Source organism: Deltaproteobacteria bacterium, from assembly GCA_019309545.1.
Classification (GTDB): Bacteria; Desulfobacterota; Desulfobaccia; order Desulfobaccales; family Desulfobaccaceae; genus Desulfobacca_B.
This window is the reverse complement of sequence record JAFDGA010000003.1, coordinates 1-13,245: the sequence shown is the minus strand read 5'-3', so window position 1 is coordinate 13,245 and position 13,245 is coordinate 1. Positions and strand designations below refer to the sequence as shown.

The following is a 13,245-nucleotide window of genomic DNA, read 5'->3' as shown; positions in this document are numbered from 1 at the left end:
CTTCGAGCCTCCAGGTTATCTAAAATTTTGAATTTAAGAGCTGTGTTTTGCGGATGGAATGGGAAGAGCAGCCCAACCACCTTCAATCCGGGCCAGGATGGAAATCAGGGTCAATCCGAGTCAAGATCTCGATCAGGATGCGCGCTGTAGCCCCCCAAACGGTAATCTCCTGATATTGGCAAAAAAATGCCGAGAAGGTCTGTCCCTGCCATTCATAAGGTCGGATGGACCAGCGCTCTGGCTCCAGCAGGGGTCTGACCGGCAAGATAATGAGTCGGTCTACTTCCTGGCGGTTAATCTGGAAGTCATAGGGAAAGGGGATCAGGCCGACGAAGCCATAAATCTGGTAGCCGGTGACGGTGCTGATGGGGGGCAAAGCCCCCAACACCTCGACCATCTCAGGTTGCAGACCGATCTCTTCCTGGGCCTCCCTCAGGGCCGTGGCCAGAAAGCTGTTATCTTGCGGAGCCTGGACGCCACCCGGAAAGGAAACCTGGCCCTGATGAGATTTGACCGTGTCGGTGCGTTGGGTAAAAAGCACCTGTAAAGCTGCGTCCTGGAAGAAAAGCGGCGCCAGCACTGCGGCCGGGATGAGATCAGCCGCCACCGCGGCAGTCAAGGGTGGAAAAGAGAAAAGCTGGCGCAATTGCTCCGGTGTCATGATAGCCCTTCCTGCAGATTTTTTAGCATATAAAGCGTTATCTGGCAAGAAAGTCCGGGGCTGATTTCCCCGTCCAGGGAATACAATATCAACTGCCAGCAAAATAGAACCTCAAACCTGGTCGGAGAAGTTTTAGAGCTCTTGAAAAACCCTAGATTGTTTGACATCCGGCTGCTGCTGACATAATTTATTATAATATCGACTTTTAAATAAGGAAGGAAAGTAAGCCATGGCCCAGGACATAAGTTGCATGATCGACGCCTTAAAGGATGCCGTGCAGATGGAAATCGACGGCCAGAAGTTTTATCAACAGGCCGCAAAACAGGCCAAGACTCCGGGAACCCGGGAAATTTTTGAGTATCTGGCCAAATCTGAAGAATACCATATCCAAAAAATCAGGGAAATTTATCAGGCCCTGGAGAAAGACCCTAAGTGGTCGGAAACCATGTGCAGCTTTGAGCAGCCCCATCATGACCCCAATGTCTTTGGCAAAGCACTGGCCAAGGAAACCATGGGGCAGGGCAATGCCGATGATCTCAAGGCCCTGAAACTGGGGATGGATATGGAAGAACAAAGCGTGGCCTATTACAATAAACTGGCCCGGGAAGCCGCCACCCCCATGGAACGTCGCTTTTTCTTGAGCCTGGTCAACGAAGAACGGGGCCATTATTTAGCTCTGCTGGATTATCATAATTATCTGGCTGATCCCGCCGACTGGTTTTTTGTCAGCGAAATGGCCCACGTGGACGGTGCTTGACCGGTTTGCCGGTAACACCGGCCCGGTCCATTATCGACGCTGCCCCAGGTAACCAGAAAGAGGAAGCAGTGGAAGTTATTATTATCGGTTCAGGAACCGCGGTGCCCTCACGGCGCCGGGGCGCGCCCGCCGTGGCCCTCAAGGCGGCCGGACAGGTGGTGCTGTTGGACCTGGGGGCGGGGACCTTGCGGGCCTTACTCACGGTGGACCTCGATTTCACCATGATCGACATTATCGGCCTCAGCCACTTTCATGTCGACCATGTTGGGGATCTCGCCCCTTTTCTGTTTGCCACCCACTATTCTCTGGGCTATCATCGCCAGACTCCCATCTGGCTGCTGGCGGCCCAGGGGTTTAAAGATTTTTTCCGCGGTCTGAAAGAGGCCTTCGGCGACTGGATTGAGCCGCCCCCAGGGCTGATGAAGGTTAAGGAACTATCAACTGCTGGTCCGGATGAGGTTCGCTGGGATGATCTGATCATTAAAACTGCCCCGGTCAAGCACATCGCCAGCAGCATTGGCTTCCGGGTCGAAGCCGAAGGGAAGTCGGTGGTCTATTCCGGGGATACGGATTTGAGTGACTCCCTGGTCAAGCTGGCGACCGGGGCCGACCTGTTGATTCTGGAGGCGGCTAATCCTACCAAGATTCCGGGTCATCTCACCCCCACGGATGCCGGGCTACTGGCAGCCCGGACCGGGGTCCCCCGGTTGGTTCTGACCCATTTCTATCCACCCTGCGACCAGATGGATGTGGTGGCCGCCTGCGCCCAGCACTATTCCGGAGAGATCATCCGGGCCGAAGACGGCCTGCGGGTGGCAGTGTAGATTTAAGTTATCCTCTGTTCCCAATTCAGTTATTTTATGACCTGAGTATTAAAAGTTTACCGATTATTATAAAGATCAGGCGAAAGGGGCAGGCAAGATGGAAGAGTTCTGGCGTAAAACCGTGCATTTTGGCCTGGGTTTGTGGGATTTTACCAAAGAGAAGGTTGAGGGCCTGGTTGATGAGATGGTCAAGCGGGGCGAACTGAGCCAGCAAGATCGCTCCCAGGCGGTGGAGCAAATCATTGAAAAGGCTCAGGTTGAGCAACAGGCCTTACGGGAGCAGCTCAAGGAGTTGGTTAAAAAGATCATTACGGAGATGGGATTGGCCCGCCAGGCTGACTTGGAGAACCTGGAAAAACGCCTCCAAGATCTGGAACAGGAGATTAAGGGTCGGCAATAACCCTCATGTCAGGATTCGGCAACCTGAGCTAGGGTTAGCATGAGTGGTTTAAAAAGTCCGCTCTACCAGGTAATTGGTAATCTCCATGAAGATGGTTTTCTCACGGGAGGGAGGAAAAATTTTCAAAAATTCTTGAGCCCGGGTGGTATAGTGCTGGGCCTGTTGTCGAGCGTGATCCAAAGAACCATATTGATGCAGGATCGGTCGTAGCTCCCGGGTAATTTCCTGCCGGTCGGTAGATTTGGCCAACTCCTGGAGGCGTTGTCGGTCCTCTGCCTGTGCGTGGGACAGCGCATGGATTAAAGGCAGGGTAATTTTCCCCTCTTTGAGATCATTGCCGACCGGCTTGCCTAATTCCTCAATATTGCCGGTATAGTCCAGAATATCATCGACGATCTGAAAGGTTATGCCCAGATTAAGTCCAAAGTCCCTCAAGGCCGATTCCTGGGCCGGCGGCACCCCTCCTAAAATGGCCCCGATCTGGCAGGCGGCCGACATCAGGATGGCGGTCTTGCGGGTAATGACCTCAAAATAATCTGCTTCTGTCTTATCCAGATTACCGATGTGAATAAGCTGCAGGATTTCCCCTTCGGCCATCTGGATGGTGGTCTGGGCCAGCACCTGCATTATCCTGATCCGGTTGGTAGAGACCGCGATGCCCAATGCCTTGGAGAGAAGAAAATCACCAACCAGGATGACCGCCTGGTTACCCCAGATCATGTTGGCCGACGATAACCCCCGCCGCACCGTGGCAGCATCAACTACATCGTCGTGAAGCAGGGTGGCAGCGTGCAGATATTCGAAAACAGTTGAAATATCGGGAAGATGATCTTCCTGGCAACCGCACATGCGTGCCGACAGCAGAAACAATAAGGGCCGGATGCGTTTGCCGCCACTGAGTAAAATATGTCTCCCCACCTCAGAAATCATCTGGACATGGGAAGACAGATTACTCTCCAGAGCCTGATTGATCCGGTCGATGTCGGTCTTTAAGGTCTTAAATAGTTTATTGCGATTCATAGAGGCAAATTTCTGAATACTTGGTAACTTATAAAGATATGCGGAAAAATTTTGCTTGTCAATTTTATCTTTTGTCCATAATCCTTTTCTGGATAGGAGCGATGATTTCTCCTACCAGATCATAGGTATGAGCGGAGGTGATCCGAACGGGTTGAATCTGCCCGATTTGGCCATCCCCGGCAGTGATATAGACCTGCCCGTCCACCTCCGGGGCCTGGGTAGCCAGGCGGCCGCAAAGCAGCAGCTCGGTCTCGGGGCTGGGTCCCTCGACTAATACCTCCTGGACGGTGCCGACCAGGGAGCGCAGTTTTTTCTTGACTAACCTTGCCTGGAGGGCCATGAGCTGCCGGGCCCGCTGCCGGGCCAGGCGGACCGGAACCTGATCGGTGAAACCACAGGCCGGGGTGCCCTCCTCGGGTTGAAATTCAAATACCCCCAGATGATCGAATCCGATCTGCTCAATTACCTGGCATAATTCGGCAAATTGGTCCTCAGTCTCGCCGGGAAAGCCGACCATTACGGTGGTCCGTAGGGCGGCTTGGGGAAGCACCCGGCGGCTGCGGTCGATGGTGTCCAAGATGACTTTTTTATTATAGCCGCGTCCCATGCGCTTCAACAATTGATCGTTGACATGCTGGAGGGGGAGGTCCAGGTAGGGACAGATCTGAGGATGATCAGCCATTACCGTTAGTAGTTCCGGAGTAATCCGGGCCGGGTGGCTATAGAGCAGCCGCAGCCAGTGTATTCCAGGAATCTGGCATAAGCCCTCCAAAAGCTTGGGTAATTGGTGCGGTTCACCCCAGTCCAGGCCATAAGCGGTGGTATCCTGGGCGATCAGATTGAGTTCGCAGACCCCTTGGGCGCTCAGGTTTCTGGCCTCTTGGAGGATTACCTCCAGAGGACGACTCCGAAACGGACCGCGGATTTGGGGAATAGTACAGTATGTACAGCGATGACTGCAACCCTCGGCAATTTTCAGGTAAGCACTGTAAAAAGGGGTGGTGAGCAGACGAGGCCCTATCTCCTGATACCCATAGCAAGGGGCCTGGCAAAAGGTCGAGGTCTCATGCCTCTGGTTCAAATGGGCTAAAATCCGCACAATCTGGGGGAAATCATTGACCCCGATAAAGGCATCGACCTCGGGAAGCAGGGCTGGCAGTTCTGTACGGTAACGTTGAGCCAGGCAGCCGGTGACTACCAGCCGCTTCTTAGGATCGGCCTGTTTGTAGGCGGCTAACTCCAATACTGTATCAATCGACTCCTGGCTGGCCGGAGCGATAAAACCACAGGTATTGACCAGCAGGACATCGGCAGTCGCTGCCTGGGAGACGATTTCCCAACCGGCCCGGGATAACAGGCCCAACATGATTTCGGTATCGACCCGATTTTTGGCACAGCCCAGACTGACCGGGTAAAGTTTTGGGTTTGCTGCCATCCTTATTATTATATCTGATTCCCTGCTGACCTGGTTATTACTCAGGTCATAAAATAAATGAATCGGTATTAGAAAAAACGGCTCTGGGGAGAGGGGGCCAGGGGTCCCCCGGCCCTCCCCTCAAATTAACCCTTTAAATGCTCGTACTAATAAGGCCGGCATACTGTTTCGCAGTTCATCACCCCCGAAAGCATATTACCGTCCATTTATCTATAGCCCACAACATTATTATCCAGAAACCGACCTGGCTCAGCCCCCAGAGCCAGCGGGCCTGCCGGGTTTGCCACACCTTGGTGCGCAGCAATTGAATAAAATTATACATCACGGCGCATTCCACCGCAAAAGGGGGGAATCCCAGATAACCCAATATCGGCATTTCAAAGACTCTGCCCCAGTTGAAAAAAGGTAGGGTATAAACCCACTTGGAAATGGCCCAGTAATTCCACAATTCCCATAAAAATCCACAGATCAGACCGGCGCTGAGCAGCAGCAGGAGCTCCCGCCGTTCCCCTTGGGCCCAAAGCCCCACCAGGGATTTGCCTCCTCCTAAATGGCAGAATGGTTCCAGCAGGAAGATAAAGCCCAGCCAGACGAGCGGAAAACCATAACGCGGCAGGATAAGGGGCCAGACCAGGCAGAACGCGCCAACTAAAACAAAGGTGGTATACCAGCCCTGACCTATAGGCCGAGGTCGTCCCTGGACCTGGCGGAACAGGCCCACGGCTTCCAAAACCGCGGCGGTTTGAAAAAGAGCGGGGAAAACCGTAGCATAGGCGATCAGATAACTGGGCCAACGCAGCCACCAGGCTGAGGGCAAGCCAAGGTAATGCCAGTTGCCCAGGGACAGATTGAAGGCCTCAAAGATCAGCCAGCAGGTTATGGAGGCCGGCAGCAGGGCCAAAAACTCTGGGAAACGGTTGACTAGCAGGGAGCGGCCTTGGAGTTGATAGATCAAGCAATCGACCAAGAGGATATAGGACCACCAGGCAAAGGAGTAAAACCAGGAGGCAAAAGGCTCCAGCCCCCGGGCCAACCCCCAGATGGAGACCGCTAACGTAGCCGCCCCTAAGCCGCCCCAGGTCCAGGAGAGAAAATTTCGGCAATTCATCCTTGTAGACACTCCTTTCTAGGCAAGTAGCGCTGGAAGTATGTCAGCCATGATAACACCTCTTCCGGCTTAGGGCAAAAAATCAGGATAGGTTTTAAAATCCCATTTAAAATTAGAAAGATAAGTTTTTTTGCTTGCAATTCCACTAAAATCTGTGCTAATAAGGGGCTTAATGTTTAGTCAGGGAATTTTTGCACTTCGCCTTTCCTTTGCCTTGGGGAAGGGGGCAAAGGGAACGTTTACCTATCACATAAATCAGCCTACCAATTCATAACAGGGGCAGCGCGCCTGCAGCATAGGAGTGTTAAATGAAACGACTTGGCTACTTGGCAGTGGCGATTTTGTGGCTGCTAGCCGGCTGTAGCGGCAATCGGAATTATGTCCCTGATCAATCAAGTTCTGCCCAAACCTGTCCCGTAGATCAGTTTTATAGTGATCTTGAAGATGAAGGCGAAGAGCCCCTGGCGGGAGATCTGAGCGATCAACAACTGGATGAACTATATGCCAAATATCCCATTCCGGGATTGGAGAACAATTTAGCGGAAGAATTAAAAAAATGGGGCCTGCAAACCAAATATGATATGCCCATCCATCTTAACAAACAGGTACGTAATTATATCGCATACTTCTGCACCAAACGGAAAGAGGTTTTCCGCCGTTATCTGGCCCGCTCCACGCGCTATCTCCCGATGATTAAAAAAATTTTTAACGAATACGGCCTGCCCGAGGATTTAGCCTATCTGGCCATGATTGAAAGCGGCTTTAATAACCGGGCTTACTCCCACGCCCATGCCTGCGGTATGTGGCAATTCATCCGGGCTACGGGGCGACGCTATGGCCTAATGATCAACAGGTATGTCGATGAACGTCGTGACCCAGAAAAAGCCACGCGTGCTGCGGCCCATTACCTCCTCGATTTATACAAAAGATTCGGTTCCTGGTATCTCGCTGCAGCCAGCTATAATTGTGGCGAAGGTCGGGTCCAGAGAGAAATTGATAAAAACGCTCACCTAAAAAATTTCTGGGACCTGTCTTCGGATAACTGCTTACCCTCGGAGACCAAAAACTATGTCCCGCAGATGATCGCCGCTACAATCATTGCCAAAAATCCCAAGAAATATGGGTTTGATAATATCTGTTACCTGCCGCCCTTGAAATATGAAATTGTCAAGGTAAAAAAGCCCACTTCCCTTAAACTAGCGGCCATTGCCACTGGTGATGATTATAAGCAGTTATGTGCTCTCAATCCGGAACTGAAACGGGGGACAACCCCACCTAATTATTCCGCCTACCTGTTGAAAGTGCCTTACGGCAAAAAAGAAGCTTTTGTGAGAAATATTGAGGTGGCCAGGGCCCATACACCCAAAAGAACCTATTGGGCCAGGCGGACGGGTCATAAAGTTCGAGGTGTCCAGACTAAAGGACGTAGTAAAGCCAGTCTTCGCTACCGGGTGAAACGCGGCGACACGGTCAACCGCATAGCCCGCCGCTATCGGACCAGCCCGGCCAAAATACTGGCACTCAATGGATTGCGACGAGGCCGGGACATTAAGCGGGGCCAAATCCTCCTGGTGCCTGGCAAACAGGCCCGTTCGGCCTCTAATAAACGTTATCGGTCAGTGGCTAGTAAAGGCCACCGTTCGGTACTCTCCAAACGCTCCCGTTCAGTAGCTGCCAAAGCCTCCCGTTCGACTTCGACCAAATCTACGACAGTGGCCAAGCGCCAACAGACCAAGAAATCCGGGCCCGTGGTTGCCTCAATATTTCCCAGCTGGCAGCAAAAACCAGTAACGCGTTACAACTCCAAAAAGGTAAGTCAGGCGAAGCGAGCGACTTCAAAAAAGGTAGATTCGTCCAATATTCAGAAGATCAAGAAGGCTACCCCCAAGGTAGTCCGTAAAGTCTCCAGTGGATCAAAGCCCGCTGAAAACCAAAAGAAGTCCACGGTGCGGTTAGTTCGCAAGGCGCGGGTCCTGGCCCGGGCCAAGTGAAAGACTTCTAAACTTTGTTGCTAGTGCCAGGAGAACCAGGAAGATCGGCGAGTTGCCGCTGAATTAATCCCGCCGCTGTTTTTTGGTGTACTTTTTAGGCGATTCGGCCAGTCCCATTGCTCCCTGAGCTTAACTGCCCTTGTCCCTTCACTGCATCCCGGTGAATTTTTCTGAGCCGGGAGAAAATAAAAAAATTTTTTATCCCTCCCCTTGATTTTTCCAGGGGAATGATTAAATATTAATAGCACTCTTTTCCAAGGAGTGCTAATCATGCCTAAGCTTATGAATCTATATTGAGGAGGTCATTTTATGAAAATCAAACCGTTGAATGATCGTGTTCTGGTCAAGCGACTGGAGGAGACCCAGATGACCAAAGGGGGAATTTATATTCCCGACACCGCCAAGGAAAAGCCCATTGAGGGCCGGATTATGGCTGTGGGTGCGGGCAAGATTTCCGACAAAGGTGAACGTATGCCCATGAGCGTCAAAGAGGGCGATCGGATCTTGTTCGGTAAATACGCTGGCACCGAAATCAAGTTGGAAGGCGAAGAATACTTGATGATGCGGGAGGATGATATTCTGGCCATCATCGAAGATTGAATCATACAATCCGGTAATTCTCCCCATTTACCCACCAATATTCTCTGATAGGAAAATTCGTTAAGGAGGAAGAGTTTATATGGCAGCAAAAGAGATAAAGTATAATGTCAAGGCCCGGGAGGCCATGCTGCGCGGGGTCAACACCCTGGCCGACGCCGTCAAGGTCACTCTGGGTCCTAAGGGTCGAAATGTTATCCTGGAAAAATCCTTCGGGGCTCCGGTTATCACCAAGGACGGAGTAACGGTCGCCAAAGAGATCGAGTTGGAAGATAAGTTTGAAAACATGGGCGCCCAGATGGTCAAGGAAGTGGCCTCGAAGACCTCGGATGTGGCCGGCGATGGGACCACCACCGCTACTATTCTGGCCCAGTCGATCTATCAGGAGGGTTCCAAGCTGGTTGCTGCGGGGGTCAATCCTATGGCCCTCAAACGGGGTATCGACCGGGCCGTGGACGTAGTGGTCAGCGAACTCAAAAAGATTTCCAAGCCTACCAAAGATCAGAAGGAGATTGCCCAGGTCGGCACCATCAGCGCCAACAATGATCCCGGGATCGGCAATATTATTGCCGAGGCCATGAGCAAGGTCGGTAAAGAAGGCGTCATTACGGTCGAAGAAGCTAAGGGCATGGAGACTACCCTGGAAGTGGTTGAAGGCATGCAGTTTGACCGGGGTTATATCTCCCCGTACTTTGTCACCAATGCGGAAAAAATGGAAGTTAATCTGGATGAGCCGCTTATTCTCATCCATGAAAAGAAAGTCAGCGCCATGAAGGACCTGCTGCCCTTGCTGGAGCAGATCGCCAAGATGGGCAAACCGCTGCTGATTATCGCCGAAGATGTCGAAGGTGAAGCCCTGGCTACCCTGGTCGTGAACAAACTGCGGGGTACTCTCCAGGTAGCGGCGGTCAAGGCCCCCGGTTTTGGCGACCGGCGCAAGGCCATGCTGGAAGATATCGCTATCCTCACCGGCGGCCAGGTGGTCTCTGAAGACCTGGGTCTGAAGCTGGAAAATGTGACCTTAAAAGACCTCGGCACCGCTAAAAAGATCAATATTGATCGGGACAACACCACCATTATTGACGGCGGCGGGGCCCGGGAGAAGATCGAAGGTCGGGTCAAACAGCTGCGCGTCCAGATCGATGAAACTACCTCTGACTATGATCGGGAAAAGATGCAGGAACGGTTGGCCAAACTGGTCGGCGGCGTGGCAGTCATCCGCGTCGGCGCGGCTACCGAGATTGAAATGAAGGAAAAGAAGGCCCGCGTCGAAGACGCCTTAAATGCTACCCGGGCGGCGGTCGAGGAAGGCATTGTCCCAGGCGGTGGTGTTTCCATGATGCGCTGCATCCCGGCCCTGCAGGAACTCAAACTGGATAACCACGACGAGCAGTTGGGGATCAACACGGTCCTGCGGGCTCTGGAAGAGCCGACCCGGCAACTGGCCAACAATGCCGGTTTCGAAGGCTCGGTAGTGGCCGAACACATCAAGAAAGAAACCGGCGCCTTTGGATTTAATGCCGAAACCGGGGGATATGAAGATTTGGTGGCGGCCGGAGTCATCGACCCCACCAAGGTCTGCCGCTTTGCCTTACAGAATGCCGCTTCGGTATCCTCGCTGCTGCTCACCACCGAGGCCATGGTGGCGGAGATTCCCAAGAAAGAGGAAACCCCGCCGATGCCTCCAGGAGCTGGGATGGGTGGCATGTACTAAACCGTTGACCACCGGTGCAAGAAACCCTTGCCGGACAGTGATCAGGGGAAGGGGGTGATGACTCTCTTCCCCTTATTTTTTCCGGGAGGCGGCAGCCGGAAGGCCAGCGGCAACAGGTCCTGAACCCGCCAGCTTCCTTCCCAACCCCCCTTAAGGGGTTGGGGGAGTGGGTTTGGGAGAGCTGTTTTTTCCCAACCCAAATTCACTTATTTAATGACCTGAGTAATAACATCTGGAGGAGGTTGCTTAACAAGGGGACAGTCAGGCTCCCTCCACATAAGGGATGGGATCAGGGACGCCGACCGCCGCAAACCCCCTCAAACGCAAGCGGCAGGAGGAGCAGCAACCGCAGCCCCGATCCTCATTCTGGTAACACGACCAGGTGAGTTCCAGGGGAGCTTTTAGCTTCAGCCCCAGCCGAATGATTCCAGCCTTATCTAGCCGGATCAGGGGAGTATGAACGACAATTTTGGTTTCTGGAGCAGTGCCCAGGTCAATCAATTGATTTAAGGCCGCGAAGTACTCCGGGCGGCAATCCGGGTAGCCCGGACTGTCGATCTCATTGGCCCCGATAAAGATGGCCGACGCTTCCAGGGTTTCGGCCCAGGCCACCGCGGCAGCGATCAGGATGGTGTTGCGAAAAGGGACATAGGTTGAGGGCAGCTTCGCCGGAGGTTCTTCCTGCGTGGGAATCGGACGCTCTTTATCGGTCAGACTGGAACCGCCGATGGCCCCTACAAATGGTAGATCAGCCTCCAGGGTACGGCAGGCCTGAAAATAGGCGGCCTGCTCCCGAAAGGCCCGGAGTTCCCGGGTCACCGTACGCTGGCCGTAATTGGCGTGAAACAGAGCCAGATCATACTGCTGCCGGGCGAAGGCAGCGGTTACACAGCTATCCAGCCCGCCGCTCAGTAATATCACGGCCAGGGGTTTTGACTTCATACGCCCCGCACCTCCGGTCCCCAAATATATTTATGCAGCTGCAGGTTGAGCCGCAGCGGCAGCCGGCTTTCCAAGATCCAGGCGGCTAACTCCTGAGGAGGCAACATCCCGAACACCGGAGAAAATAATACCGGCAAGCGCTCCCAGGGTTGGAAGGGCCTCAGCACTTCCAGCGCCCAGTCAAAATCGGCGCGGTTGCCCACCACCACCTTGATTTCGTCGTTGGGGGTTAGAAAATTCAAGTTGTCGAGATGATTATGGGCCGCCATGCCGCTGGACGGACACTTGACATCGACGATCCGATGCACCCGGGTATCCACCGGCGCTATGGGTAGGGAGCCATTGGTCTCCAATAAGACCGTCAGCCCGGCTTCGGCCAGGGCTGACATCAACTTCAAAGATTCGGCCTGCAGCAGGGGTTCGCCGCCAGTAACCAACGCCAGCCGGGCCTGCTGGGCCTGGGCCGCGGCCACCAGGGAGGCCACCGACCGCGTCTCGCCGCCTTCATAAGCATAGGTGGTATCACAGTAGCGACAGCGCAGATTACAGCCGCAGAGGCGGATAAAAAACCCGGGCTGCCCGGCGAAGGTGGACTCCCCCATCAGGCTATAAAAAGTTTCCGTGACTAACAGGGCCATTCCCGAATTGTTCTTCTCCTCTTAATCGATTTAATTCTACCAATAAGATTGATCGTGTCAAATGCTGGCACCTTAAGCCTCTACCCCTACTTTAAAAATACCGGCGTTTTTTGATAAATTTTTTTGTTCAAATCAGCTAAAATGGAATTGGAGCAGTCGGGGGTGGACCATGACCGGTGAGTGGAAGAATAAACTTTATTTCGGCGATAATCTCGATATCCTAAGGGACCATATTCAGACCGAAAGTGTCGATTTAATTTATCTGGACCCGCCCTTTAACAGCCAGGCGACCTATAACATTCTGTTTGCCGAGAAAAGCGGGGAGCAATCCGCGGCCCAGATTACCGCGTTTGAGGACACCTGGCACTGGGGCCTGGAGGCCGAGAAGGCCTATCATGAGGTGGTTACTCTGGGACCTCGCAAGTTGGCCGACCTTTTACAAGCGCTGCGGAGTTTCTTGGGCTCGAATGATATGATGGCCTTCTGACCATGATGGCCATCCGCCTGGATGAACTGCACCGGGTGCTGAAACCCACCGGGAGCATTTATCTGCACTGTGACCCCACGGCCAGTCATTATTTAAAATTGCTGATGGACGCAGTATTTGGATACAAAAACTTTTTGAATGAGGTTGTTTGGTATTATAGAGGTGCAGGGACTCCCAAAGCGGCGCGGGCACGTAGGCACGACATTTTGTTGTTTTATGCCAAGAGGAAAAGTATACATTTTTTTGACCCAGATCCCATCCGGCAACCTTATGCAGAGGCTACGGTAGAAAGGTTTGCCCATTATATTGGTAATGTCAGAGACGGTCATGACTATGGATTACAAAAACTGCATCCTTTGGGAAAACATCCCGATGACGTCATCACCCACATCCAGCCTATTGCACCTTCAGCAAAAGCACGACTGGGCTATCCAACTCAGAAACCAGAAGAACTATTAGAAGAAATCATAAGATCCAGTAGTAGAAAAGGTGACCTCGTATTTGATCCCTTCTGCGGCTGTGGCACCACCATCGCTGTGGCCGAGCGCCTGCAGCGGCACTGGATCGGCATTGATATTACTCATCTGGCCATTACGCTGATCAAGAAAAGGTTGCAGGATACCTTTGGCCCCGAGCTAAGTCCTTACGAAGAAATCGGCGCGCCGGAAGAT

Annotated in this window: 12 protein-coding genes and 1 pseudogene; 7 read left to right on the top strand and 6 right to left on the bottom strand. The window is 52.9% G+C overall.

Annotated elements, in window-relative coordinates; all coding sequences use genetic code 11:
• Positions 1-82: 82 nt before the first annotated feature.
• Positions 83-661, bottom strand: a complete 579-nt coding sequence (locus JRG72_01275; protein MBW2133851.1) for a CoA pyrophosphatase — start codon at positions 659-661, stop codon at positions 83-85.
• 229 nt (positions 662-890) lie between these two features.
• Here JRG72_01275 and JRG72_01270 point away from each other — a divergent pair, with 229 nt between their 5' ends.
• From JRG72_01270 to JRG72_01260, 3 genes are all read left to right on the top strand, one after another.
• Positions 891-1,418, top strand: a complete 528-nt coding sequence (locus JRG72_01270; protein MBW2133850.1) for a ferritin family protein — start codon at positions 891-893, stop codon at positions 1,416-1,418.
• The gene (locus tag JRG72_01265) at positions 1,415-2,242 is read left to right on the top strand and encodes an MBL fold metallo-hydrolase (protein MBW2133849.1); all 828 of its coding nucleotides are present in this window, start codon (positions 1,415-1,417) and stop codon (positions 2,240-2,242) included. The genes JRG72_01270 and JRG72_01265 overlap by 4 nt, the downstream gene beginning before the upstream one ends.
• 97 nt (positions 2,243-2,339) lie before the next feature.
• Positions 2,340-2,642: a hypothetical protein gene (locus tag JRG72_01260; protein ID MBW2133848.1), complete on the top strand. Its 303-nt coding sequence runs from the start codon at positions 2,340-2,342 to the stop codon at positions 2,640-2,642.
• A gap of 48 nt (positions 2,643-2,690) precedes the next feature.
• Here the strand turns inward: JRG72_01260 and JRG72_01255 are convergent, their stop codons facing one another.
• The 3 genes from JRG72_01255 to JRG72_01245 form a co-directional block, all read right to left on the bottom strand.
• A complete protein-coding gene (locus tag JRG72_01255; GenBank protein MBW2133847.1) occupies positions 2,691-3,662 on the bottom strand; it encodes a polyprenyl synthetase family protein in 972 nt (323 codons plus the stop codon).
• Positions 3,663-3,726: 64 nt separating this feature from the next.
• Positions 3,727-5,097, bottom strand: coding sequence for a 30S ribosomal protein S12 methylthiotransferase RimO (gene rimO, locus JRG72_01250; GenBank protein MBW2133846.1), 1,371 nt, complete (start codon positions 5,095-5,097; stop codon positions 3,727-3,729).
• Positions 5,098-5,275: 178 nt separating this feature from the next.
• On the bottom strand, positions 5,276-6,205 hold the full coding sequence (locus JRG72_01245; GenBank protein MBW2133845.1) for a hypothetical protein: 930 nt from the start codon (positions 6,203-6,205) through the stop codon (positions 5,276-5,278).
• A gap of 308 nt (positions 6,206-6,513) precedes the next feature.
• Here JRG72_01245 and JRG72_01240 point away from each other — a divergent pair, with 308 nt between their 5' ends.
• The 3 genes from JRG72_01240 to groL all read left to right on the top strand — a co-directional run bounded on the left by JRG72_01240 (position 6,514) and on the right by groL (position 10,507).
• Positions 6,514-8,196, top strand: a complete 1,683-nt coding sequence (locus JRG72_01240) for a transglycosylase SLT domain-containing protein (GenBank protein ID MBW2133844.1) — start codon at positions 6,514-6,516, stop codon at positions 8,194-8,196.
• A gap of 309 nt (positions 8,197-8,505) precedes the next feature.
• Positions 8,506-8,796 (top strand): co-chaperone GroES, encoded by a 291-nt coding sequence (gene groES, locus JRG72_01235; GenBank protein ID MBW2133843.1) that lies wholly within the window; start codon positions 8,506-8,508, stop codon positions 8,794-8,796.
• A 79-nt stretch (positions 8,797-8,875) separates the two neighbouring features.
• On the top strand, positions 8,876-10,507 hold the full coding sequence (gene groL / locus JRG72_01230; GenBank protein ID MBW2133842.1) for a chaperonin GroEL: 1,632 nt from the start codon (positions 8,876-8,878) through the stop codon (positions 10,505-10,507).
• 261 nt (positions 10,508-10,768) lie between these two features.
• On the opposite strand, the gene queC is transcribed toward groL, so the two are convergent.
• Complete coding sequence (gene queC / locus JRG72_01225) at positions 10,769-11,449, bottom strand: 7-cyano-7-deazaguanine synthase QueC (GenBank protein MBW2133841.1); 681 nt, start codon at positions 11,447-11,449, stop codon at positions 10,769-10,771.
• A complete protein-coding gene (locus JRG72_01220; protein ID MBW2133840.1) occupies positions 11,446-12,087 on the bottom strand; it encodes a radical SAM protein in 642 nt (213 codons plus the stop codon). The genes queC and JRG72_01220 overlap by 4 nt, the downstream gene beginning before the upstream one ends.
• 169 nt (positions 12,088-12,256) lie before the next feature.
• On the opposite strand from JRG72_01220, the pseudogene JRG72_01215 reads away from it, so the two are divergent.
• Positions 12,257-13,245: pseudogene (locus tag JRG72_01215) on the top strand (site-specific DNA-methyltransferase).

What these genes read in the sequence shown, in the direction of transcription:
- JRG72_01275 (MBW2133851.1), bottom strand. Translation starts at nt 661, where the DNA reads ATGACACCGGAGCAATTGCGCCAGCTTTTCTCTTTTCCACCCTTGACT.
- JRG72_01270 (MBW2133850.1), top strand. Translation starts at nt 891, where the DNA reads ATGGCCCAGGACATAAGTTGCATGATCGACGCCTTAAAGGATGCCGTG.
- JRG72_01260 (MBW2133848.1), top strand. Translation starts at nt 2,340, where the DNA reads ATGGAAGAGTTCTGGCGTAAAACCGTGCATTTTGGCCTGGGTTTGTGG.
- JRG72_01255 (MBW2133847.1), bottom strand. Translation starts at nt 3,662, where the DNA reads ATGAATCGCAATAAACTATTTAAGACCTTAAAGACCGACATCGACCGG.
- rimO (MBW2133846.1), bottom strand. Translation starts at nt 5,097, where the DNA reads ATGGCAGCAAACCCAAAACTTTACCCGGTCAGTCTGGGCTGTGCCAAA.
- JRG72_01245 (MBW2133845.1), bottom strand. Translation starts at nt 6,205, where the DNA reads ATGAATTGCCGAAATTTTCTCTCCTGGACCTGGGGCGGCTTAGGGGCG.
- JRG72_01240 (MBW2133844.1), top strand. Translation starts at nt 6,514, where the DNA reads ATGAAACGACTTGGCTACTTGGCAGTGGCGATTTTGTGGCTGCTAGCC.
- groES (MBW2133843.1), top strand. Translation starts at nt 8,506, where the DNA reads ATGAAAATCAAACCGTTGAATGATCGTGTTCTGGTCAAGCGACTGGAG.
- groL (MBW2133842.1), top strand. Translation starts at nt 8,876, where the DNA reads ATGGCAGCAAAAGAGATAAAGTATAATGTCAAGGCCCGGGAGGCCATG.
- queC (MBW2133841.1), bottom strand. Translation starts at nt 11,449, where the DNA reads ATGAAGTCAAAACCCCTGGCCGTGATATTACTGAGCGGCGGGCTGGAT.
- JRG72_01220 (MBW2133840.1), bottom strand. Translation starts at nt 12,087, where the DNA reads ATGGCCCTGTTAGTCACGGAAACTTTTTATAGCCTGATGGGGGAGTCC.